The following is a 21,607-nucleotide window of genomic DNA, read 5'->3' on the forward strand; positions in this document are numbered from 1 at the left end:
ATCACTCCTCTCCTTTAGATTTATTGTCTTCTTTTCGGACCTCGAATTGTTCATTACCATTTAGGTAATCATAGGTTTTCTTCGTAACCTTCTCTTCTTGACCCAATAAAAAAAGACGTTCATGGACGTCATATGTTTTACCGATAATTAATTTAGCGTAATAATTCAAAAGTCATCACTCCTTAACTTTGATAACTTTCGCTACTGCATCTTCCTCTTCAAACTTCGTATCCATTTTAGCAGTTAATACAATGATAAATTTACGTGCGCGGATATCTTTATCAACTTCAATACGGATATTACGGCTCATACCAACTACAATGTTTTTAGGATGTGTTAGTAAAATATCAGATACAGTATTTGTAGTATCAGTATAAGGTTGTAGCATCGCGATACCATCAACAGGTACTCCATAAGCAGAAGCAAGGCCGCCTTGTAATGAGAAGTCACCTAAGTTTGTTTGTCGTCCTGCCACTTGATCTTTCCATTCTACTTCTAATCCGTGCGAAGTATAGAACTTCCAATCTTTAGGGCTACGAAGGTATTTAGCAGGAACAGATTTATACGCTTTCTTAAATACATCCTTCGAAAATGCACCTGCAGCATGATCGACTACATGAGACTTAGCTTGTTTACGTAAACCATCTAATAGAGCCAAATATGGATCAGCGGATGTTTTATCACCATTTAAAATTAATTCTTCAATATCTAATGCAGCACGTTCAGCAAGCATTTGCATAATCGTATTTTGTAGGTTATTACCCTCAATGTTATTTTCTAGCGTATCGTAAGTGATATGCACTTCAGCAATTACTTCTTTCGCATTTAATGTAATTGTGCTTGTTGCTGGAGCGGAACGATCTGCATCAGCTAACACTTTCCCTTCTACACCAGGACGAAGAATACGAGAACCAAAGCCGATTTTTTCAATTTTACGAGTGTCCGAAGCCATTTGAACAAAGCGTGAGTCCTTTAAAATTGTAGGAGCGCTTTGTACCATGCGTAAGAATGTATCAGCCTGCTCAGGGTTCATTAAACCACCGCTAGCTAATGTAGCAAGGGTAACGTCTGCTTTTTCAATAATTGTTTTGTTATTAAGTGTCATATATGTTTTCCTCCTTCAGGCTTACAGTAAGCCATTCCATACGTTTTTTTGTACACCTGATTTCTGAATAACATCAGTATCTTGCTGATTGCTAATACCTTGAGATTTCTTTAAGGCTTCAATCTCTTCACGTAAAGGAGCAGTAGCAGCTTCAACAGCTTTTTCTACCTTGATATCCTCTTCTGTTTTTTCCTCGTCAAGATTAAGATGTTTTTTAACAGTAGCTAACTCTTCCTTAATTGGACCTACTGCCTTTTCTACTACAGCGGATAATGCTTCTAAATGTTCTTGATTCATACCATTTCCCTCACTTCCTGCGTCTTCCTGAGACGGTGTGACGCGCGTTTTTAGATTTGTTAATGACTCAATAGCTGCATCAATATCAGCCATATTTGTATTACTGATTTTCTTACCTGCTTTTTCTACTTCTTCAGCAAGTGATACAACAGGTTTGTTTTCCCACGCCTTTACAACTGCTTCTGTGCCCTTCAATTCATTGATAATCTCAACAAATTCAAGTGCAGCTGCTTCAATACGATCTAAGTCGATAGCATCAGCAGTAGGGGCATTCCAAAGAGATTGATAGAAAGTATCTTCTAGTGCAGAGAAAGAAGCATTTACATCACGGCGATGTTTGTTTTGGTTGAACTTATCTCTAACCTCGCCTTTTTGAATGTTTTCTCCACTAAAAAAGCCCTTCATCATTTGGAAGAAGGACTTGAATTGTTTCTCTTCAGTTTTCGTTACTTCTTCCTCAATCACTTCTGTTTCAGCGACTCCTGCGAGAGAATAGCCTGTCATCTTGCCATCTTGAATGTCTTTCCATATCTCATCGGTGGCCTTTGTCACTAACACCCATGTACCTTTAGTGATTGTTTCACCGTTAATTTCCATATCAACAGGAGCTACATAACTTTCTACCACTTCTCCTGCTCCTGCATTAAAATCATGCTGCGTGTCGATGTTACGATACTTAGCAATGAAATTATGAGCGGATTTTTCAATATCCTCAGCAGTCATGAAGTCGCCATGCGCATCATGTGTACTTGAATCTCCTGCGCTACCAGGAGAGTATACTATCCCATAAACAAGCTTTTGATCTTCATCTTCACCTTTGATGATTTTAACTTCTTTTTCGAATGTCGGCTCTTGTTCACTCTTCGTTAAGAAAAATTTCTTTTTGTTTGCGGCTTTATCTACTATTGAAACAAAGCTAACATCTACATTTTTTAGTTTTCTTGGCATTTATTCACCTCCCTTCAAATATAAATCAGCATAGTTTTAGAAGTCTTCATTTCTTGCTCAACTCCTTCAAAGTTTCTTCCCTAATCTTCTGCTTCTCTTCTTCAGATAGTCCTAATATACTGTTATCTACTGCCGGGCTCATTACGCATTTGCAACGCACTCTCTCTTTTGCAGATAAAGAACTATCACGAGGAAACATGCACTTCTCACCAGATCCAGGTAATTCAAACTCTTCTTCTACCGGAACCGTAGTACCGTCATACTCCACATGATTATCACGCGGTTGGTTATTCTTCGCACCGCTATGACGCCACTTCTTACCAATGACAGCAGGAGATTGGCGATATGATTCAAATTGAGAGGCAGAGCATGCTGCGAGGACTTCTGTCTGCGCCGTAGTCTTCGCTCTTTTACGATCAAATTCTGGAAGTTTTGCTAACTCCCTCGCAATCTCTTTAATGCCTTTTCCCTTCTCCAATCCCTCGTTTAAGATACGCTCTACTGCTTTGTGTGAATTAATCTTCATGATCTTACCTAATTCATCCGACCAACTATCAATCCACTTTGTAGTGCGTTTTGAGAAGATATTGAACTGAATATCCGGGTCAATCGCATCCATGAAAGCTTTTGACATATCCTTCATCGTGTAATTAAGAAACTTCCTAGCTGCTTTGCTCAAGCTTTTAGCGAATGTATCTGCTCCAAATAGGCTACCAGTGACAAAGTCGATAATATCCTTTATCTTGATACCCTTCTCTACAGCATCCTTTTTCGTATAGTTCTTAATTCCATCGACAAAGTATTTCTTCTGCTTCCGGAGCAGTTTAGCGATTTCCTTTTCGAATTCCTCAACGTATCCTGGTAACATGTCCAATACTTCTAGATCAGCAGGTAATGCAGCGGTAAAATCGTCAGTATCAGCCTTTTCAATCCACTCGTTTAATGAATCAAGTAACTTATCAATCTTCTGCATCTTGCATCGACTCCAGTAAGTCACGTAAGTCTTTCATTACATTGACTAAATCCTCATTTGAATTGCTGTCAGCTGACTTTTGCAACGTTTCTCCTAATCCTTTTTGCCAACCGCCTACCTTACGATGTCTTTCTAAGACTAAAGCAACTGGCTCATTCATTTCTGGAATATCATAATCAGAGAACTCTTTATTCAGCATGTTACTAGCTATATTACGTACATCCTGGAATGTTAATCCGCCCTTATCAGCAAGCACCTCGATAGTTTTAACCATATCTTCCGTGTTACTAATCTCTGATTTACGTAAATTCACATATACGTGCTTTAATCCATACGGAAGCAGCAGGACATTATTGATAATGAACTCTAAGTTATTTCGCTCTGGCTCAAATACCTGTTCCTCTGTAATTTCTCGTACAGATTCAGCAGTTGCTCTGTTAAAGTCACGAATATACCCTACATACACGTCAGGTAATCGGAATGCTGATTGTACCTTTTGGCGAGACTTCTCATCATACTCAAGAAATAGAGCATCATTTTGCAGGATATCCGCTAAAGATTTAAGTTCAATATCCACCGGTATCGGCGTATCACCTACAACGCCTTCTTCCGCTGGTTCTACTTGCAACAAGAGATATTTATGTTGATTATCCTCACCTTCAACATTCGAAACGTAATCAGTTATCGCTGCTTCACTTTCTTCTGATAATATCCCGTTCTTCAATAAGATGGCCATTGGAATATGACGACCTTGTTTGAAATAACGAAGATTTAATTCTTCTGCCTTCCTTGTGCCAACCATGTGAACGACATGCGATACCCAACGCGGAATTCCGTATGGTCCATTTCCAATCTTCAAATGAAGAACTTCAGTAGCATTTTTATCACCTAAAGAACTATCAGAGAATTTACCAGTTTCTTTATTTAAGAAACGCGGATCTCCAAACTCTTTAAAATAAGTATCTACTGCTCCTACCCGTTGCACATAGCGACGGAATATTTTTTTTCGTTTGATTTCTTTTCCGTTAATTAAGTATGTTACTTCTTGAGGTTCGTCATCTTTACGTGTTACTCGCATGTACTGCGGTAACATATTTATCAATTCAGCAGGTTTTCCCTCTAAATTACGAATCACTTCAATATAACCATTACCCGTTGTCTCTTTATCATCAATACCCGTTTCAAAAATCTCTTTGAATGGCTTATCGAAACTAAATAGCGGGATGATTTCCTTATCAACTAACGTCCACTCTGTCTTCATTTCAGGAGTTTCCTTGTCGTCCTCTTGTTTATATTTCATTTCATGCCCGAATCCAGCTATATTACGTTTATATGCATCAATACATTGCCCGAGAATTGTGCTATTCTCTCTAATCTGCTGCAGGTCTTCTATTCTGTAAGGTGGTTCGATAATGTCATTGGCGGCGTACTTTTCGTTTTCACTCTCTTGCTGGCGAGATAATACTTGAGTACTTGTCCCTGCTGCCTTAATCACCTTTGCACTAACTTTCCTTTTATTCGTCATTAAGCTGCTTCACCTCGTTTCTTTTTCTTCTTTTTACGTAATCCAAATATGATTGTATTAATGAAGTATCTCGTTTCGTCCATATGGTGGTCATTCTCTTTTAACGGCTTATCTTCGCCACGTTCCACAGATTTTTCATCCCATATATAAGAAGCGAACTCTTTAAATGTTTCATTGCAGCAGTCGTTAAAATAAATAATGCCCGTGTTTAGTGCAACACCGACATTTCCAATGCCCTCTTTAACATTATTTCGGGCCTTATATACTTTTCTCTTGTTTCTAACTAATAAAGCTATAAATGAAGCAGCGGACGGGTCAATTACAGTGCCACGAATAGGTAAATCTCCTACAAACTTTTCAAAGTCTTCATAGTATTCCTGGTCTGTTTTCTGCTTTTCTTTTTCCCTACCGCTATAACGGTACTCTTTCACCTTGTACCATACTTCTTCGCCTCCTTCGATGCACTTACCCCACAAGCCATATACCATAGCGTTCTGCGTACCATAGTCACAAGAGACAAAGTATTCAACATATTCCCTTTCAATCGTAGGAACCTTGTGTTTATCCTCATCAAACATATCGAATATAAGCCCAGAAGCAGCTGCCCAAAGCCCTAAAATGTATCGTTTGAAGAAGACTCCGCTGTACATCTTGTAATAACGTTGTTTTACTTTTCCAGACAGTGATAAGTTATCATCCATAGTAAAGCGAATGTGTAGTAAGTTCTTTTCTTTCGCCTTATCTAACCATTCTGTTTTAAACCAATGATATGGACCGCCAGGGTTACAGTTAAACCAGACTTTTGAACCCTCTACAGAACAACGACCAGTCGCTTGGTTTACAAATGAACGAACCATAAGTACTACTTCATCAAAGAAGCATCCTGCTAAAGTGATACCTTGGATAAGATCTTGTGACGCTTCATCTTTACCACCAAAGATATAAAAGAAGTTCGTTACGCCATCTTTAGTAATGGTAAGCATATTCTCACTTCGATGGTCCTTAACCTTATAACCGCGAGACTTCAACATCTTTTTAAGTGGCGTTATAACGTTACGACGGTGCGAACCAATCGTTTTACCACACATACCGAAGTTCTCGCCTTCGAATGATTCCATTGCCCACATAACGTAGGAAAGAGCCATTGATACAGTTTTACCAGCACGAATAGAACCATCACAAATAATCCCATCATAATTTTTAACGGGACTGTTAGGCTTCCACCAGGTTAATACCTTTAGCTGCTTCTTGGAGAATGGCTTGAACTTGAATGGAGCAGGTTTCTTTTTACGCTTCGGAATCGTCGTCATGGTCATCCCACACTTCCTCTACCTTACCTTCTAGCGCCTCTTTGAAACCATCGTCTTCGTACTCATCGCCATCTTCACCCTTAATACGAGCAGTGTCAGCTCTAATTTTATCAACTTGAGCCTTTTGTACTTCCATCTGCATTTTGTGGCGTTCCTCTTCAATTTGGCGTTTAAAGTTGTCAGGAACTAAATCGAAGTACTGCGCCAATTTGTCTAGAGCCTTCATTTTGTCAGCTAGTTTAACTGACACGCCATCTTTACCTAGCTTCACTTCAGTAATTATGGAACCGTCAACCATATCAGCCTCGTGTAAATCCACATAATTTACGATACGAGTTATTTCTTTCCCTGATTCATCTTTCATAGGACCATAAAGGCCCATAACAGGTACTTCCTTCTGCCCAAAAGTCACATAGTTAGTAATATCAGCAAAAGCAATCTTAATGTACTCTTTCAACACATCCATCGCTTCTACAAATACATTTTCAACTAACTCACCTTTTAGCTCTTTTATATAGGAAGAAACTCGTTCACGCCTTAGCAATCGACTCGCTTGTACATGAGCGCTTTCTTTCGTATACCCACTTTTAAGCGCTGCCTGAGTTCCGTTAAAATACTTTATATAATACAAGCAGAAAAGACGTTCTTTTTCGGTAAGCTCTGCATCTTCTAGAATTTCTTTTAGTTTTTCTTTTGTCTTGAGATTTTTAACATTAGTAACGCTCCTTTTCGCAATAGTAACGTTACCATTCATTTGTTCATCCCATTTATCTTGTGATTTCCACTTTCTGATTTGCGAGGGCTTGAGATTTAACTCAGTTGCAATATCGATTAATGGCTTCTCACCTTTACTTGTTTTATATATTTCAAATGCTTTATCACGATCTGGGCTTCGTTGCCTAGCCATATTCACCACCTCGCGGTAATCCCTTTTTAAAATAAAAAGCATCCACTATGTGAACACTTCATGGTATTATATTTAAGCTATCTTAATTCAGATTGTAGGTGAAACGAATGGAAAACAAACAACCTGAACAAAAGTATGATCTAAGTAAGATATACACATACACAGAACATCCTGACAAAATCAGCGGTCGCTGTGATAATTGCGGAAATACCGCATTCAAAAGTTCCGTTAAAGATTTCATCTATTTAAGAGAATGTCGTAAATGCGGCATGAAGAAAAGTATCTAGCCCCGTATGGGCTTTTTTCTTTATAAACTAAAAAAGCAGCAGATTCGCTACTTTAAAGTAAATGATCTAATCTTGAGTTATTTGTACTTTTTCGACCAGATAAAGAGTACATAATATCCTGGTGTTTAATAATTCTCTGATGATTACGAGGTATTTTAAAATCCTTTCTTCGCTCCTTCAATGCGCTGATAACATTGATATCTATACTCAGTGCATTCGCTAACATATTAGGGTTATATCCACTGTCCAATAGCGAAAGGACCTCATAAAACATCGACTTCCCACCAACAGATTTGAACGTTTCTTTTTTGAATCTATCTCTTTCTCTAGCTCTTTCCTTCTGTAACGCAATCATCTGAGGTGTCGCAACCCTACGTTTCCCTTTTTCAATGTCTCTTACAGCATCCTCTAGTTCAGCCTGTTTAAAAGCTTCATCAATTTCAGGAATCATTTTTACATGTTTGTACTTTGCGTTTGTGTTTTTAATATAGTCAGTGTATAAATCCGGGAACTCCTCTTGCACCTCTTTATTTAGCACTGTTTTATATTCGATCATATAAGTTATCTCTAATAATGAACGCTTTAACGGACTATCTTCTAATATATAAGCCACTTTATTGAACAGGTGCGCATAATCTTTAGTATTCGAATAACCATTAAAATGAGCATGAACCCTAGTCTTTATTTTAAAAGCTTTGCCTACATAAACAATTTTGTCATTATAATCGGTGATTAAGTAAACCCCGCTATCGTGACTTTGTATTTTATTATTAAACTCTTCAAAACTCATGAAGTTTAATTCCCCCATAATTTCCCCTCCTACATAATCCCCTTTTCTTTTGCTCTCTCGTAAAGAACCGTACGACTTACACCAGTAACTTCGCATATTTTTTTAACTGTAAACTTGTTTTCCTTTCGGTTTGCAAGTAGCTCTAAAGCATGCTCCATATTTGGATTATCGTCATCGTACTTCTTAGGACGCCCTTTATAAACGCCACGTTCTTTAGCTAGTTCAATACCTTCTCGTTGTCGCATTCGAATTAGGTCCCGTTCTAACTGGTTAACACCAGCCATTACAGTAAGTAAGAAAGTGCTGTACGGATTATCACTTGTAGTATCAAGCCAATTATCTTTTAACGACTTAATAGAAGCGCCTTTTTCTTTAATTGTTTCTATAAGTTTAAATAAGTCCTGTGTACTTCTTGTAATACGTGCTAATTCAGTCACTACAATTACATCACCTTCACGCAGATTGTCTAACATACGTAATAACTCCGGTCTGTCTGTCGTAGCCCCACTAACTTTTTCTTCAAACACATAATCACATCCATAATCACTCAATTGTTTGAGCTGCCTTGCTAAGTTCTGATCTTGTGTCGATACACGAGCATATCCAAGAATCATTCCATTTCTCCCCTTTCGTCCGTTTAAGTGTCCGTAAATTAACTGTAGCTTAATAATAGCATTTAATTTCCGTACATGTAAACCGAACATATAGAGAGTTATAAAATAAGAGTTTAAAATATGTCTAAAATGTGAACAAATACAATTCTGAATAAGTACACCCATAACGGACGTTTTACTATTCATTTTCGTTTGTTGTGTTCGTTTGTTTTGTTAAATGCAACACGTTTGCGCTTATCTTTCCTTAACAACAAACAAGACGCCCACCAGATCACAGCAGCGCCTACGATAATTGCTATTGGATCACTATTTAATCACTAGTCCCAATTCACGTTGAACTCCAGAGAACGAGTATCCATATGCATAACCTACAATACGAATACCTGCAGCGTATCTATGCTCTAAATCTTCATTGTAAGTTTTCTTGTAATACTCTAATTTAGAAACGATATTATGTTTATCATTAATAATTACCTCATCGCTTGGAAATCCATCCATTTCAATCTGTACAGCTACATAGTTAGCCTCTTCACTTAATGCTTCATTAAAACACTCTTCTAATCCTTCTAATGTTAATTCCATCATTCATCCTCCTTATTCATATCCATTTCATTCAACTTCACGTTTAATGTGTAATTTCTATACAACAAAGAAAAAAGCACCCATATTGGATGCTTTCTTATTAAATATCGAATTCTTCAATCATTGTATGTTTTACTGGACAAACATACTTTGCTCGAATTTGCTCTCCTACCCGATGACGATTTCCTTTTTCATCTTCCGCAAACACCGGAACGATTTTACCGCTCCCTAGTAATGGCTCTGATGTTAATCCACATTCTCGACATTCCATTTTAGGAAGTTTCGTCTCATCTACAAATCGTTTTAGCATGTTAATTTCCCCTTTTTATATATTTTCTTGTTTCTTCATTTCTAGTAGAACCATTTAGTAAAAATATGTCAAGTATATGCTACTGAAGAAACAAAAAAGCCATCACCGAAAGGTGACAGCTCCTAAAGGGGAAGAGAGATAACAAATGGCAATAAGTATCTCTTCAAGCCTCAGGTATTCTAGATACTCTCGGGCTTCTCCAAGCCACCGCATCATGTAATTTTTTAGCTCTTATTAGCTACGCGCTTTACGTTCGGTGACTGGGAGAAGAGCAAGAGCTTCTTGTATCTCTTTCAACACTCATATGTTGCTTTATCTTCTCAGTTTATAGCCCGTCTCTAGGCTCCGTTTTATCCTCCGCAGAGTCGAAAAGGTGAAGTGACCGGTATTCATTCCTTTTCATTTTTAAGGTAATTCCGCACTCAGTTGTGCCGGGGAGCAAGTCCCAAAATAGCTAATTATCTTTTTCCATCCTGTGAAGTGGATAATTGATAACGTGAAAAGGAAGTATTTATATCAAGACGTAAGTGTTTCTTCCGACGCCTTGTTTGAACTAACATATTTTCAAGGGGATGGAGAGGAGGCTCCACTACGTTAGTTCAAACAAAGAGCGGAAGCTCTCTGCTCGTTTTGTTGTTTAAAAGAAGAACCATGACTTACATTAGTAATTGTCGTGAGCAACTCCTGATAAATCAATTGAAACTTCTTTTATAACATGTAATTCATTTAATCTAACAGCCCAACATCCCAATTTGTAAAAAGATCCATTTTAACATAGAAATCAAGAAATCACATGACAGATGTGTTTTTACTACCTATGAGCCTACAAACGAAAGGCGGTACGCTTATACACTCAATAAGAAGTAAAACAGCATGACGAATGCGAGTTATCTCACATCCGCCACACTGGAATATGTCATTGTTAATCATTTAAGGGAATCTTACCACCCTTACGGCGAGATTCTTACCGCCCATGCCCGCCCTGCCGCGGTATACGTTAAGGAGTACTAATCCTCTTCGATATGCGGTTTTCAAAGAGCTTGTACCTATAATTTACCGTTATTTTCATTTGCAAAAACTCCCCAAAAAATATGCTATTTCTCTGCGTTTTCTCTGCCATTTTTAAATGATTCCTAATGTAGTAGCGATTAGTTTAATTGCACTCTTCTTTTTCTCGTAAAAGTATGAGTTCTTCATCATCAATTCGTTTTGTACAAATGAATCTTTAACTGGTTTGTTATCTAAGAACTTCATAGTAATGATATTTCTTTCATCTTCATCCAGGATGTTATGTAATGCCTTTTCAATTTGTTGTACCTTCATCCTACTTGTTACCCTCGAATCACGTAATTCAGGGAATAAACTGATTCCTTCTTGCTCCACTTCATTACTAAACCGCATCTTGAGTGCTCTGTATTCTTTTAAAATGCTTACTACTTCCTTTTGTACTTTCTTATCATCGATAGCCGGTAATAATGTTAATTGTCTCTCCACGAAGGAATCCCCCTATTTCGTATTTTGTTTTTTTACACTCACATCAGGTACGTGAAATTTTACTATCTCTTTGTTGAATAAGGGAAACATGCATAGCGAGTAGCCCCCACCATCCACTCTGCATGGTTCCGTTATCCATTAAGATTCTATTTTTATATTTATAGCAAACTCTTCAATCATATCCGCTAATTCATGTGCATAAGACATATCTTCAGTATGAATAGTTACAAAACCATCATTCGTTTCAATCATCACACCTTGTGACGATGCCGTTCCAAACGTTCTTACTTTCCAATCTTCCATAGCATTCACCCTCCATTAAGCCTTTAATAACTTACGTTTCCTGTTTTCCATCTTCTCTTTCGCTGCTTCAATGTTATTCGCTATCTTTTGATGGTCCTGATCAAATTGAATCATTCCATCAAACATAACTGATGCTACCGCTTCATCAATGTATTGTAAGTAATCAACTGGTGCTCGTTCTGTCTGTTCTACTAAGTACCCGTAAATATCAAAGTCTGCTCTTGATATAGACTTCTTCCCATTCGGTTGATGAGACATTCTTACGTAAGACTGAACAACTGATGCAGGTACAAGGAATACTGTTTGATCCTTACTAAACTCTATAAGGAAGAAACACACCGCTCCCATCTTTTCTGCTTTCTCCAGGTAATCTAATTGATGCTGTGCAATGTTACTTAAATCGAATCGTGTAAGGCTCTGTGTTGACTTTGCTTCAAATGCTACCGCTCGTCCTTTATACACGCCGTCATAGTCTACTGTACTTTTAGCTTCATAGAATCCATTTAATACTCGTCCACCTGCGCTTTTTAACACCTTCACAGGAGTTGCACGCTTGTTTATAAGCGCCACTCCCTCCCTTTGATACATTTCATTCGATAGATTAATAAGCTTTTCAAAATGCATTCCTCTGTTCCCTAGTCCCATTTTTATTCCTCCATTTCATTTTTACACTCTTCAAGAAACTCAATAAATTCTTGAACCTGCTCTTTAGTTGAGAAACTCTCTATACATTCACCCGATACGCCATACAATCGAATGGTTCTATCTTCATCAAAAGTAGCCTTTAAATCACCAGTTTCTCCAAATCTATTCCATTTCTCTGGCATTCGCTCTACCTCACTTTCTATTCCATCTGTTCTTTACACTTTCCAAGAAAATCAATAACCTCTTGAACATGATCTCTTGTGGTCATACTCTCCATTACATATCCTTCATCGTTATAAACATTGACCTTATTCCCTGTAAACTCCATTCCACACATTCCATCTGCACCTAATAGTTTTACGTTTCCTTCCATTCTTTTAACCTCACTTTCTATTCTTCAGTTTTCACATAAAACAATTTCATATAGAAAAATGCCATTGCAAAAGTAACCAATTCTGCGCCAACTTTATAATATTCAGCATGCATCATATAAATTGCAGCTGCTAACGCTGCAAATATAGGACCTACTGTGAAAACAATTACCGCTAATTTATTTGTGTACCCATTACGAAGTACAATTGTTATTCCTACTACTATTAGTAAATTTCCGATATTCCCTATGATTCTAGGTGTGTTTAAGTCATAAATACTTATCCCTAATGATGATATTGCGCTTGCCCACATTATTGCTAAAATTGTATTCACTAACTTCGGTGAAAACATATGTCCACTTCACTTTCTATTAAAAGGATTATTTTGTTTAAATCTTCCTTAAATCTTGTTACTACTCCTTAACACACAAATGAATTCCTGTATAATTCAATATAGTAATTAATAGGAGTGTTAAATATGCCTGATACATTAAGAATCATTATTTATATCATTGCAGTAGTTGGTGCATTTGCCGCTTTGATCAAAGAGTTTAAAAAACCTCAAAAAAGTATCTTTTTGATTTCGTTCAATTTGTTAATTCTCATAGGATTTACATATTTACTTACAGATAGGTTGATGTAATTTACATAGTAAATAATCCCTACCCCCTGAATAAAACTCAATATTCCGTCAATACTGTAGATACCATGATAATCTTTTCTCCTTGTTCCCCCTTGGAGAACCGAGCAGTTAGCTTGTGCTAGCTGCTCTTTTGATTTGCACCCCAACCATGAATGCAGTAGTTATATAACTTTCCATCAATATGTTCTGTACGCCCATCATATTTAGCTTTCGTTCCGCAAACTTCATTCACTTGCATGACACTGCTTCTTGCTGTGAAAATATCATCCGAGCTTGTCAGATAAATATAGAAATGTCCTAATCCAGCATTACGGACCATCGCTTTTCCTTTGCAATCTTTCTTCAATTTATTTCTTAACGTTTCGATGTACATTTGTTTCACCACTTTTCTACAAAATGAAATTTTTATACTAATCTCTCAGCAATTGCATGAATTACATTGACGGTAACTGAATTACCAGCTTGTTTATACAATTGTGAGTCTGAATTAACTTCTCTTGCTCGATCAAACGACCAATCCGGAAATCCTTGCAATCTCCAACATTCTCTTGGTGTTAGTTTTCGAATACGATAAGGCGGTCTATTCTCAATTGTCGCTTGATTACAAGATGTGTCTAACGTTTGGGCAACTCCTTTTCCCACACGTCCTCTTCTTGTTTTGCTATTTGGTACTGAAAGGTTAATACTGTCACCGATTTTCGCTATAGCGTATCCTTGTTTCGTCGCTTCCTTTACTAAAACTTTTGGCCCTTCTCCTTTGTTTGTGGTCAATGTTGGTGCTAATCCTTCAGATTCATATACGTTTCCATTCATCCCGTTTCCTGATGGATTAACATTACCTCGTACTAATACTTTTGGCTCCCTATTTCCTCCGCCCATTGTTAACAAGCATTTTGAAATGCCGGATGGATCTAATACATAGTTCACATCTTTATATCCGTCACTTAAATATCCAACGATTTCAATAGCGGAAGTGTTTTTTCTTCTGATAGGAAATATTTCTCGTCTACTTCGTCCTCTAAGATGTCCAACAATGAACACCCTTTCTCTGTTTTGCGGGACTCCGAAATCTTTACTGTTAAGTACTTGCCATTCCGCATCATACCCCAATTCATCAAGCGTGGAGATGATTGTTCTAAATGTGTTCCCTCCGTCGTGATTGAGTAGGCCTTTGACGTTCTCAAGGAATAAATATTGTGGTTGGATTTCTTTGGCGAGTCTAGCAATTTCGAAGAACAAAGTTCCTCTAGTTTCTGCGAATCCCAATCGCTTTCCGGCAATTGAGAAGGCTTGACAAGGGAATCCACCACAGATAACATCGACGGTTCCTCTAAGTAATCGTAAATCGTCGTTTGTAACAGTTGTAATGTCATGTGCCGTCCACTCTCCTTTTACGTTATTAATTGCTTCGTATGACTTCCTAGCAAACTTGTCCCACTCTACATATCCAAGGCATTTATGACCCGCTCGCTCCATGCCCATTCTAAAACCGCCTATGCCTGGCGAATAAGTCTATAAATGTAAGACTCATATCACCACCTCGCTTTCTATTAAAATAGCGTTTTTATTAAGAAATCTTTTCTAACTCATGTTCGGCATACCATGAAGATGGTTGCCCTACGATGTTATATTGAAATCCAAATGCAGGATTATTTAACGCATACCACCAATTTTCAATCGTAACTATTTCTCCTGTCGATTTGACTCGCACTTGTTCTCCGTCATCAAAAAGGTTATCCATTACTTATTCCCCCTTCTCTTAAATTAACGATTTTGTTTGGTTTTAGAACCCTATTAAATTGGTACTGTACTTTTTTAGAACCCGATAATGCTTTCAAACCCCTCTTTACTTCTGTAAAATTGGTACTGTACCAAATAACGCTTTTGTTTAGTTTTTTTCTAAGAATCTACTCAATGAAATATGCCCGAAAAATTTACCTATCAATTTATTGTTCTCATCGTAAACATTGATATGTGCATCCTCTTCTTCTGCACTCCAACCTCTTTCAAGGCAAGTGCAAAAGTTCTCATCTCTTATGCCAATTAATAGGTTTCTTTGCAAATTCGCTAATGACATATTCGCACCCCATTTCTTAATAAAATTCAAATTGTATTATTTATCAAAAACTTAAAATATATAAATGATACGTAAAAACCTTGTTAAGCTTGCGGCCATTCGCACCTTTTACCTCAAAGTTGTTATATAGTAAAAGTGCAATTATTTCACTTTCCATACGACTTATGCTTGAGTGCTAGGAGAAATCCTAGCCTTTTTTAATAACCGCTCGCTAGTCGATCATAGTTAACCTGGTTCTTCTCAAAGTACGCCTTTTCCATATCTCCAAATGTCATGCCCATTCTTAACCCGATTTTCACTAACGCTGCTAACGATAAACAATAACCACCTAATTTATTAAGGCTTGATTTGTAAATAATATCGAATAGGCCGTGATAATCATGCGAATTTGTATACTCCAGTTCGTTGTGAATGTTGTTAATATCAATTACATTTGTCGTTAACTCACTGTGCCCGTACTTATTGCCTAAACTCGCCATAAAGTGCATGCAATCCGCCCACTCATCGTATTGACGCGCCTTATCATTTTTCTTATTCTTCTTCCAATACTTGAAGAATCCAATCTCATTACTTAGCTCACCTAACTCCGTATATAATGCTTGTGTCACATCACCAGTTAGGTTTTGCTCTTCCAACCCGTGAACCTCCACAACCTTACGATCTAACTTGTCCTGCGCTTCAAAAATATTTTGTATGTTTAACATTCGTATCCGCTCCTTATAGATAACTTTTCAATTTCTCTTTCTGTTTCTTCAACACTTCCAAAGAGAGCGTTGTCTTCCGTTTCTCGTTATTCAATCCCACCAAGTGATATTCCATCTTACGAATCTCACTTTCTACTACAGCTAGTTCACTTTGCACCTGCACCGCAGTTTCTTTTTTCATTACTTACCTCCCTTTGCTTCGCTAATTAACTTAGTGATTTCATAAACACCGTTTTCCATTACTTCCATTACTTTTCATCTCCTTTCAATAACTGACTTAGTTCTTCGCATGACCCTTCATACAAATCACGGCCATCCGGTAATTTAAATACATGCCTATCAATCAATTGTTCTATCAACCTATCTTGCTCCATGTTGCCTCCCTAGCTGATTTGTTTCTTTTTGTATATCCGTGGTTGTTTTGTAGCTGCCTTGTAAGGATCCATTCCTCTTTCAACTCTTTTGTAAAAGGTTATCTCTTTAATTCCATTTTCAGCAGCCAATTCAAGGTAGATTGAATATCCTACCGGTTTTGTTGCTGCTTCGTAAGGAGGCATCCCTTCTTCTTTTACTCTTTTCAAATAGGTCGGTCTACTAATGCCATTACGTTCAGCGATTATTATCATACTTTCATGCTTATCTTCTTTATATTTTTTGACAGGCTCTGTTATAGAGCGTTCAATACTCCAATCTGAATATTTGACTCGGCGGAATACATGTTTCTTGCTAATTCCATTTGCAGCCGCTATCTCATAATCTTTTTCCGTTGGAACTGCTTTGTATTTCATTTCCCAGCCACCTTCTTTTTCCTTGCAGGTTTTGTGGCAGCTTTATGATGGCCCCAACCACTTTTTATCCTACTGAGAAACGTACCTGTGTTTACCCCATTAGCTCGCGCTAATTTCAACCATTTGTGGTTTTCCCCTTCGTAATCATGTCTAACTGTTCCAGGTGGAGCTGTTAAAGCTTCTTCCAGTTCCCATTTATCTGACCTGTAGAGACGGTAGTATAATGTTTTTGTACCAATTCCGTTAGCGGCTGCTCTTGCTCGTTCCTCATCAGTTAACCAACGATTTAAAGCCATTTTCTCCCTCCTAATCTAGCGCTAAAAATTCAGCTCTTGTACGCTTCGAATGTTTTATCTTAATCTTCTGAATACCCTTACCGTGTTCTTCTATTGCTGCGTCCCACGCTTCGCTTTCATTATCAGCATCAAAACAATCTAGCTTTTGCCTTTCTTCTCGATCGTAGAAATGTACCTCGTATGACGTTATGACGCTAGGTTTGGCTAGGAATTTCTCTGCCGTGCTCTTTGCTTTGTAATCGAAAGTTCCTACTACATCATCCAGTGTTAGTTGTTTCATGCCCCTAACCCCATTGGACGTTTATTTATTCTTTGTTTATCGCCCTGATCCATAATAAGTACCGCTATTTCCATTTCGTGACGTCTCATGTCTTCAGCTATTTCAGCCAGAGATTTGTTTTCTCTCCACAATTTTTTCATGCGATTTACTTCTTTATCGCTAAAGACAAGATCATACTTTTCGAGAGGGATATATAACTTCTGTCTCTCTTTTTTCATATACTTTTTCGTTTGTTGTGCCATTGTGTAATTCTCAAGCTGTTCTGCTGTTTCGAATTTCCCCATCCCATTCCCCCTCCATTTGCAATTGATGAATTTCTTTTAATCTCGCCATAACGGCATGACGCCTTCTATCCACTTCTTCAGGACTGCGATTCCCTGCCTCGCAAATACATGATCCAAATTGATACATTCCCATTCCTATATCGTTCTGAATTACTCCCGTTCCTTTACATGCACACATTTCAATTCCCCCTTTTAAAATGGCAATGCCTTTCTTCTGTAATCCTTTGTATCTTTGAAAACCAACGCTTTAAAGTTGTTGAAGATACGTGATACGATTCGCTCATCATATGCACCCTCCAGACGCTCTCCTGTAAGGTTTGTCGTGAAGATAGTAGATTTACCTTGCCTGCCGTCGAAAACATCGAATAGCACCCTATTAATGAAGTTTGTCGCTTTTGTATTTGCATCTAATGCGCCTAACTCCGCTCCCAAATCATCAACTATTAATACTTCTGCTCTTACTAAACTTCTTATAATTGCATCTTCAGTTAATGTGGAATCTTTACTGAAAGTACTTTTAATCTTTCGTAGCAATTCGCCAACTGTGACGAAGACAACCGACTTCCCTGCTCCTGCAAGTTGATCCGCTATAGCGTAAGCAAGATGTGTTTTCCCAGCCCCGCAATTCCCAGCCATAATCGTGTTGAAAATCTTTCCATTGAGATAATCTGTAGCGATGACCTTTGCGAGTCCAAGGTTCTTCGCTCCTTCCTCGCTAGTAGGTTGGTAATTATCAAAATTAGCTTTCTTAATGTTGCTATCGGCAATCATGCTCTGTTGGTGGAACATGAACTTCTTCTCATTTGCTTTATCTGCATCGTATTTCGCTTGCTCTTGTTGTTGAAGCTTCTTGCTTTCGTTTTCAAGGAAGCAACGAGGGCAAACAACTTGTCCACCGAACTTCATCTTATTCATGACATGTGTATCACACACATCAGAATCCATAGTCATATTCACCTTTTTGGCTATATCGATTGGTATTGCTGCCGCCGCTCTCTGCACTGTTCTTCGCTCCTTTATTTCGTTGGTACTCAGCTTCTAAAGCTTCCACATCACTTAAAGTCTTAATGTTTTTGTTAGCCCACTGTTTTAAGATGCCTTCAGCGTAATTCCATTTCTTCTGTTGCTTTAATGCACGTTCCATAGCTGCTATAACAAGTTCTTCACTTGTATCTTTAATCCACTGATCTATGCCATCTGCCATGAATGGATTTAAAACTCCGATGTTACTTTCATAGAATGAGAAGGGGTTCTTACTACTACTTATTGTTAAATTAGTATTGTTAAGATTAGTATTGTTAGGGTTCACCTCGTGAACTCCCCCCCGTTCATCTCCTGAACCCCCCCGGTTCATTTGGTGAACTCCCCCGTTCAAATCGTGAACGTCATTGACGTAATAAACGTTGGACATATCGCCTTGCTCTTTGGATGAACGTTTCTCTTTTGTCACGTAACCTATTTCAATTAAGGTGTTTAAAGCCTTGATTACCGTATTCTTCGACATCCCGACTTTCTTTCCGATTGTTGGTAAAGAAGGGAAGCAACTCCCTGTTTCTTGATTTAGATGTCTACAAAGAACCATGTATACCGCCATTTCCTTATGAGAAAGTCTTGCATCATCTACAATCTCGTTATCTATCATGAAAAATCCACGTCTTCTTCTATCAATTAATGTCATTTAGTTCACCTTCTTCATCCAACACTCATAACTTGCACGATCTTCCATGCCTGTGAATCGAATTTTGTCCTTTCCTTTGAACTTTCCATCGTTATAAAATGTCTTTTCTGCTCTGTACACTTTTGTTATTGGCGTTACGTAGTCATAACCTCGCTTCTCTAAATCACGCACTGCTGTTAACATTTCCTTCATTGATCCACGTCTTACTGGCACTTGGAACATCATGTTTCCTCCCGTTCACATATTGCAAATCCTTTCGATACTTTCAGGACCCTATAACCTGGGTAGCGTTTCGGATTTATATATTTCAGTACATTTCGTTTTACTTCGTCAGTTGATTTAGCATCCTTCCAGCACCAAGCCGGAAGGAGTACCTTACTTTGGGTATTGATCATGCTATATCCATTTCCATATTTTCAAAGTCGATTTCTTCTTGTTCTGGTTGTTCTTGCGCCTTCTCTTGCTCTTTCACACGTTTCTTATGTTCTAAACCTAAGAACTTAACAAGGCCTGTAAGTTGTTGAAGGTTTAACTCAGCCGCTGGTACTTTGAAGTGCTTAACCGCAATTTCTTGCAAATCATCATTTGTCATGTTGTACTCACTTAGTTTTTCCATTACTTCGCTTTGCTTTTTCTTTAACTCAGCTTCTGGATCAACTGTTTCGCCTTCTTCAACTTGAATTTGGTTCGGTTTATTTGGTGTGATATCTACTCGTTTTTCAGGTTCATAAGATGGAACACTATCCACCGGGCTTGATGAAACTGCTTCATCTTCGTTAATTTCAATGCCGTACTGTAATTTCGCAGCACGTTTCATTGCATGCTTTTTGAACATATCGTTGAACCAGTTATTCCACATATGCTTATTAGTACCGTTCTTCATATGGATCACTTCGTCTGTTTCCATCATGACTACAACATCTTTAAAACCTTCGCGTTGAGCTACTGCATAACAACCAATTACTTTTCCACGAGGGAATTTAACCTGATGCTTTCTGATAATCCATTCACCTTCTTGAGAACGATCAGCTTCAAATTCGTCATTCTCATGTACTGTTTGAACATCGATACCTTTATATCCGTTCTTTTGTCTTGCTAGGTGAAGCACACCTTCTACTGATACTTGGATGCTCATTTTTCCACCGTATACGATGCAATAAATATGATTTAGGAAAGGATTAAGTTCTGAGTTAACGCAAGTTTGTACGAATAAAGCGAATTGCTCGTTGCTTGTACCGGTTGCGATTGTACTTTTAATTGTGTCTAGTTCCGATTTCGTAAAATTACCGATTACCTTATCTGTATTAGGTGTTGCTGATACTTGATTAGCCATTGATTACTTCCTCCTTTTGGATTCCTTCTGCTTTAATCGTGAACTCTGTATCTTCAACCTTTGCTATGATTAACTGCCCTGCTGGCTTCGCGAAATGTAGAATACTCTCAGCGTTATCAACGAATGTAGGAACAACTAATTGCGATTGTTTGCTTAACACTTCAATAAGTTCTAATCCTGCTTTTATCTTTTCAGCTGTAGAAAGTCTGCTGTAAGGCTTGCCATCCATTAAGATTTCAAATGTCGCTCTCTCTTCGCCGTTTTTAAGAGTTTCATAGAGCTGTACATCAATGCTTGTAAATAAACTTTGAATCTTGCTAACCATCAATTCAGAACGTTTTGTGCGGAAGTCTTTAATTGCATCAATGATTGCTATTGATTCATTCTTTTCTTTACGAATCTTCGCTTGTGTTTCTGCCGCTTCATCAATTTCTTTTTGAAGTAATTCAAGTTGTTGCGATTGTCTAAGTAACCCGTTTAACTCGTAAATCTTTTCATCAATTTCTCTTGTCTGAATTGGATCTACTTCTTCAACCGACATTTCTTTTATAGAAGCTTCTAGTTCTTTTAGTTTCTTAACCATGTTTGAACCAATCTGTTTCGCTTCTTCAAATCGGTTAATTTTGTTTTGTTTAACCTGTTCAACTGCTTCGTCTTGTAAGGCTTGTCCGCATGTGTGGCAAGTGTCTTGTAATTCCTCGTCACGTATACTAAGTACTACATTCTTCTGATTTAAAACCTGCTGTTTCATACCTTCAATTTGGTACTGAACCTGGTTGTATTGCTGCTGTTTTTTCTGTGAATCTTTAATCGTTTTATCGATTTTTGAACGTTTTGCTTGTAATTCAGATAGTTGTGATTCAATTTCTTCTTTATTAACATCCGTACTTTCTGCTTTCTGCTTCTCGTACTGTTCTTTTAATGTGATAACTCGTTCACTAGCACGTTCATATGATTTTTCATGAGTTTTCTTACGTTCTACATGAACCTTCTGTAAGTCTTCTATAGAAAGTTTCTTTAAGTTTTCTTCTAATAAACCAACTTGTATTTTTGGTAACTCATC

The 21,607-nt window shown here is 37.8% G+C and carries 35 protein-coding genes and 1 pseudogene; 2 read left to right on the top strand and 34 right to left on the bottom strand.

Annotated features, from left to right (window positions below):
* Position 1: 1 nt before the first annotated feature.
* The 7 genes from MR113_RS28355 to MR113_RS14435 are packed head-to-tail and all read right to left on the bottom strand — an operon-like array spanning position 2 to position 7,065.
* Positions 2 to 169 carry a YqbF domain-containing protein gene (locus tag MR113_RS28355; protein WP_277929697.1) on the bottom strand — a complete coding sequence of 56 codons (168 nt, stop codon included), beginning with the start codon at positions 167 to 169 and terminating at the stop codon, positions 2 to 4.
* Between the two features lie 6 nt (positions 170 to 175).
* Complete coding sequence (locus MR113_RS14410) at positions 176 to 1,105, bottom strand: phage major capsid protein (protein WP_242255034.1); 930 nt, start codon at positions 1,103 to 1,105, stop codon at positions 176 to 178.
* A 21-nt stretch (positions 1,106 to 1,126) separates the two neighbouring features.
* Positions 1,127 to 2,350 carry an XkdF-like putative serine protease domain-containing protein gene (locus tag MR113_RS14415; RefSeq protein ID WP_242255037.1) on the bottom strand — a complete coding sequence of 408 codons (1,224 nt, stop codon included), beginning with the start codon at positions 2,348 to 2,350 and terminating at the stop codon, positions 1,127 to 1,129.
* Positions 2,351 to 2,396: 46 nt separating this feature from the next.
* Positions 2,397 to 3,323, bottom strand: a complete 927-nt coding sequence (locus MR113_RS14420) for a phage minor head protein (RefSeq protein WP_242255039.1) — start codon at positions 3,321 to 3,323, stop codon at positions 2,397 to 2,399.
* A complete protein-coding gene (locus MR113_RS14425) occupies positions 3,310 to 4,848 on the bottom strand; it encodes a phage portal protein (RefSeq protein ID WP_242255041.1) in 1,539 nt (512 codons plus the stop codon). Before MR113_RS14425 ends, MR113_RS14420 begins: the two co-directional genes overlap by 14 nt.
* The gene (locus MR113_RS14430) at positions 4,848 to 6,164 is read right to left on the bottom strand and encodes a PBSX family phage terminase large subunit (RefSeq protein ID WP_242255042.1); all 1,317 of its coding nucleotides are present in this window, start codon (positions 6,162 to 6,164) and stop codon (positions 4,848 to 4,850) included. The genes MR113_RS14425 and MR113_RS14430 overlap by 1 nt, the downstream gene beginning before the upstream one ends.
* Positions 6,136 to 7,065, bottom strand: a complete 930-nt coding sequence (locus MR113_RS14435; protein ID WP_242255044.1) for a terminase small subunit — start codon at positions 7,063 to 7,065, stop codon at positions 6,136 to 6,138. The genes MR113_RS14430 and MR113_RS14435 overlap by 29 nt, the downstream gene beginning before the upstream one ends.
* A gap of 107 nt (positions 7,066 to 7,172) precedes the next feature.
* On the opposite strand from MR113_RS14435, the gene MR113_RS14440 reads away from it, so the two are divergent.
* Entirely contained in the window at positions 7,173 to 7,352 is a 180-nt protein-coding gene (locus MR113_RS14440) for a DUF8096 family protein (RefSeq protein ID WP_000428652.1), read from the top strand.
* 52 nt (positions 7,353 to 7,404) lie between these two features.
* On the opposite strand, the gene MR113_RS14445 is transcribed toward MR113_RS14440, so the two are convergent.
* The 10 genes from MR113_RS14445 to MR113_RS14490 all read right to left on the bottom strand — a co-directional run bounded on the left by MR113_RS14445 (position 7,405) and on the right by MR113_RS14490 (position 12,813).
* The gene (locus tag MR113_RS14445) at positions 7,405 to 8,160 is read right to left on the bottom strand and encodes a GIY-YIG nuclease family protein (RefSeq protein WP_242255045.1); all 756 of its coding nucleotides are present in this window, start codon (positions 8,158 to 8,160) and stop codon (positions 7,405 to 7,407) included.
* Positions 8,161 to 8,171: 11 nt separating this feature from the next.
* The gene (locus MR113_RS14450; protein WP_200730739.1) at positions 8,172 to 8,756 is read right to left on the bottom strand and encodes a recombinase family protein; all 585 of its coding nucleotides are present in this window, start codon (positions 8,754 to 8,756) and stop codon (positions 8,172 to 8,174) included.
* Between the two features lie 306 nt (positions 8,757 to 9,062).
* Positions 9,063 to 9,338, bottom strand: a complete 276-nt coding sequence (locus MR113_RS14455) for a hypothetical protein (RefSeq protein ID WP_242255047.1) — start codon at positions 9,336 to 9,338, stop codon at positions 9,063 to 9,065.
* Between the two features lie 100 nt (positions 9,339 to 9,438).
* Positions 9,439 to 9,648 (bottom strand): hypothetical protein, encoded by a 210-nt coding sequence (locus MR113_RS14460; protein ID WP_242255049.1) that lies wholly within the window; start codon positions 9,646 to 9,648, stop codon positions 9,439 to 9,441.
* Positions 9,649 to 10,770: 1,122 nt separating this feature from the next.
* Complete coding sequence (locus MR113_RS14465) at positions 10,771 to 11,142, bottom strand: ArpU family phage packaging/lysis transcriptional regulator (protein WP_242255051.1); 372 nt, start codon at positions 11,140 to 11,142, stop codon at positions 10,771 to 10,773.
* 138 nt (positions 11,143 to 11,280) lie between these two features.
* The gene (locus tag MR113_RS14470) at positions 11,281 to 11,445 is read right to left on the bottom strand and encodes a hypothetical protein (RefSeq protein ID WP_242255054.1); all 165 of its coding nucleotides are present in this window, start codon (positions 11,443 to 11,445) and stop codon (positions 11,281 to 11,283) included.
* A gap of 15 nt (positions 11,446 to 11,460) precedes the next feature.
* The gene (locus tag MR113_RS14475; protein ID WP_242255057.1) at positions 11,461 to 12,090 is read right to left on the bottom strand and encodes a Holliday junction resolvase RecU; all 630 of its coding nucleotides are present in this window, start codon (positions 12,088 to 12,090) and stop codon (positions 11,461 to 11,463) included.
* Between the two features lie 2 nt (positions 12,091 to 12,092).
* Positions 12,093 to 12,272, bottom strand: a complete 180-nt coding sequence (locus tag MR113_RS14480; protein WP_242255059.1) for a hypothetical protein — start codon at positions 12,270 to 12,272, stop codon at positions 12,093 to 12,095.
* A gap of 17 nt (positions 12,273 to 12,289) precedes the next feature.
* Positions 12,290 to 12,463, bottom strand: coding sequence for a hypothetical protein (locus MR113_RS14485; RefSeq protein ID WP_242255060.1), 174 nt, complete (start codon positions 12,461 to 12,463; stop codon positions 12,290 to 12,292).
* Between the two features lie 17 nt (positions 12,464 to 12,480).
* Positions 12,481 to 12,813 carry a hypothetical protein gene (locus MR113_RS14490; RefSeq protein WP_242255063.1) on the bottom strand — a complete coding sequence of 111 codons (333 nt, stop codon included), beginning with the start codon at positions 12,811 to 12,813 and terminating at the stop codon, positions 12,481 to 12,483.
* A 126-nt stretch (positions 12,814 to 12,939) separates the two neighbouring features.
* Here MR113_RS14490 and MR113_RS14495 point away from each other — a divergent pair, with 126 nt between their 5' ends.
* Positions 12,940 to 13,104, top strand: a complete 165-nt coding sequence (locus MR113_RS14495; protein WP_242255065.1) for a hypothetical protein — start codon at positions 12,940 to 12,942, stop codon at positions 13,102 to 13,104.
* A 118-nt stretch (positions 13,105 to 13,222) separates the two neighbouring features.
* Here MR113_RS14495 and MR113_RS14500 read toward each other — a convergent pair whose 3' ends face one another.
* The 17 genes and pseudogenes from MR113_RS14500 to MR113_RS14580 form a co-directional block, all read right to left on the bottom strand.
* Complete coding sequence (locus MR113_RS14500; RefSeq protein WP_242255067.1) at positions 13,223 to 13,477, bottom strand: hypothetical protein; 255 nt, start codon at positions 13,475 to 13,477, stop codon at positions 13,223 to 13,225.
* 32 nt (positions 13,478 to 13,509) lie between these two features.
* A pseudogene (gene dcm, locus MR113_RS14505) lies at positions 13,510 to 14,635 on the bottom strand (DNA (cytosine-5-)-methyltransferase).
* Between the two features lie 36 nt (positions 14,636 to 14,671).
* Positions 14,672 to 14,845: a hypothetical protein gene (locus tag MR113_RS14510; RefSeq protein ID WP_197964264.1), complete on the bottom strand. Its 174-nt coding sequence runs from the start codon at positions 14,843 to 14,845 to the stop codon at positions 14,672 to 14,674.
* A gap of 147 nt (positions 14,846 to 14,992) precedes the next feature.
* A complete protein-coding gene (locus MR113_RS14515) occupies positions 14,993 to 15,181 on the bottom strand; it encodes a hypothetical protein (protein WP_242255069.1) in 189 nt (62 codons plus the stop codon).
* A gap of 197 nt (positions 15,182 to 15,378) precedes the next feature.
* On the bottom strand, positions 15,379 to 15,885 hold the full coding sequence (locus MR113_RS14520; RefSeq protein WP_242255071.1) for a dUTP diphosphatase: 507 nt from the start codon (positions 15,883 to 15,885) through the stop codon (positions 15,379 to 15,381).
* Between the two features lie 13 nt (positions 15,886 to 15,898).
* Entirely contained in the window at positions 15,899 to 16,066 is a 168-nt protein-coding gene (locus tag MR113_RS14525) for a hypothetical protein (protein ID WP_242255073.1), read from the bottom strand.
* A 67-nt stretch (positions 16,067 to 16,133) separates the two neighbouring features.
* Positions 16,134 to 16,259: a Fur-regulated basic protein FbpA gene (gene fbpA, locus MR113_RS14530; RefSeq protein ID WP_242255075.1), complete on the bottom strand. Its 126-nt coding sequence runs from the start codon at positions 16,257 to 16,259 to the stop codon at positions 16,134 to 16,136.
* A 9-nt stretch (positions 16,260 to 16,268) separates the two neighbouring features.
* Positions 16,269 to 16,673, bottom strand: coding sequence for a hypothetical protein (locus MR113_RS14535; protein ID WP_242255077.1), 405 nt, complete (start codon positions 16,671 to 16,673; stop codon positions 16,269 to 16,271).
* Positions 16,670 to 16,969 (bottom strand): hypothetical protein, encoded by a 300-nt coding sequence (locus MR113_RS14540; RefSeq protein WP_313895079.1) that lies wholly within the window; start codon positions 16,967 to 16,969, stop codon positions 16,670 to 16,672. Before MR113_RS14540 ends, MR113_RS14535 begins: the two co-directional genes overlap by 4 nt.
* 10 nt (positions 16,970 to 16,979) lie before the next feature.
* Positions 16,980 to 17,249 carry a hypothetical protein gene (locus MR113_RS14545; RefSeq protein WP_242255079.1) on the bottom strand — a complete coding sequence of 90 codons (270 nt, stop codon included), beginning with the start codon at positions 17,247 to 17,249 and terminating at the stop codon, positions 16,980 to 16,982.
* A complete protein-coding gene (locus MR113_RS14550) occupies positions 17,246 to 17,533 on the bottom strand; it encodes a helix-turn-helix domain-containing protein (RefSeq protein WP_242255081.1) in 288 nt (95 codons plus the stop codon). Before MR113_RS14550 ends, MR113_RS14545 begins: the two co-directional genes overlap by 4 nt.
* Positions 17,502 to 17,711, bottom strand: coding sequence for a hypothetical protein (locus MR113_RS14555; protein WP_242255084.1), 210 nt, complete (start codon positions 17,709 to 17,711; stop codon positions 17,502 to 17,504). Before MR113_RS14555 ends, MR113_RS14550 begins: the two co-directional genes overlap by 32 nt.
* Before the next feature lie 14 nt (positions 17,712 to 17,725).
* Positions 17,726 to 18,484, bottom strand: coding sequence for an ATP-binding protein (locus MR113_RS14560; protein WP_242255097.1), 759 nt, complete (start codon positions 18,482 to 18,484; stop codon positions 17,726 to 17,728).
* Positions 18,468 to 19,211, bottom strand: a complete 744-nt coding sequence (locus tag MR113_RS14565) for a helix-turn-helix domain-containing protein (protein WP_242255086.1) — start codon at positions 19,209 to 19,211, stop codon at positions 18,468 to 18,470. The genes MR113_RS14560 and MR113_RS14565 overlap by 17 nt, the downstream gene beginning before the upstream one ends.
* Complete coding sequence (locus MR113_RS14570; protein ID WP_078183713.1) at positions 19,212 to 19,433, bottom strand: hypothetical protein; 222 nt, start codon at positions 19,431 to 19,433, stop codon at positions 19,212 to 19,214. It lies immediately after the preceding gene.
* A 169-nt stretch (positions 19,434 to 19,602) separates the two neighbouring features.
* The gene (locus tag MR113_RS14575) at positions 19,603 to 20,544 is read right to left on the bottom strand and encodes a RecT family recombinase (protein WP_242255088.1); all 942 of its coding nucleotides are present in this window, start codon (positions 20,542 to 20,544) and stop codon (positions 19,603 to 19,605) included.
* Positions 20,537 to 21,607, bottom strand: a 1,071-nt coding sequence (locus MR113_RS14580; protein WP_242255090.1) for a hypothetical protein, incomplete at its 5' end; no start/stop codon positions are given. The genes MR113_RS14580 and MR113_RS14575, both read right to left, overlap by 8 nt.

Source organism: Bacillus cereus group sp. BfR-BA-01379, from assembly GCF_022663605.1.
In the GTDB taxonomy this organism is placed as follows: domain Bacteria; phylum Bacillota; class Bacilli; order Bacillales; family Bacillaceae_G; genus Bacillus_A; species Bacillus_A mobilis.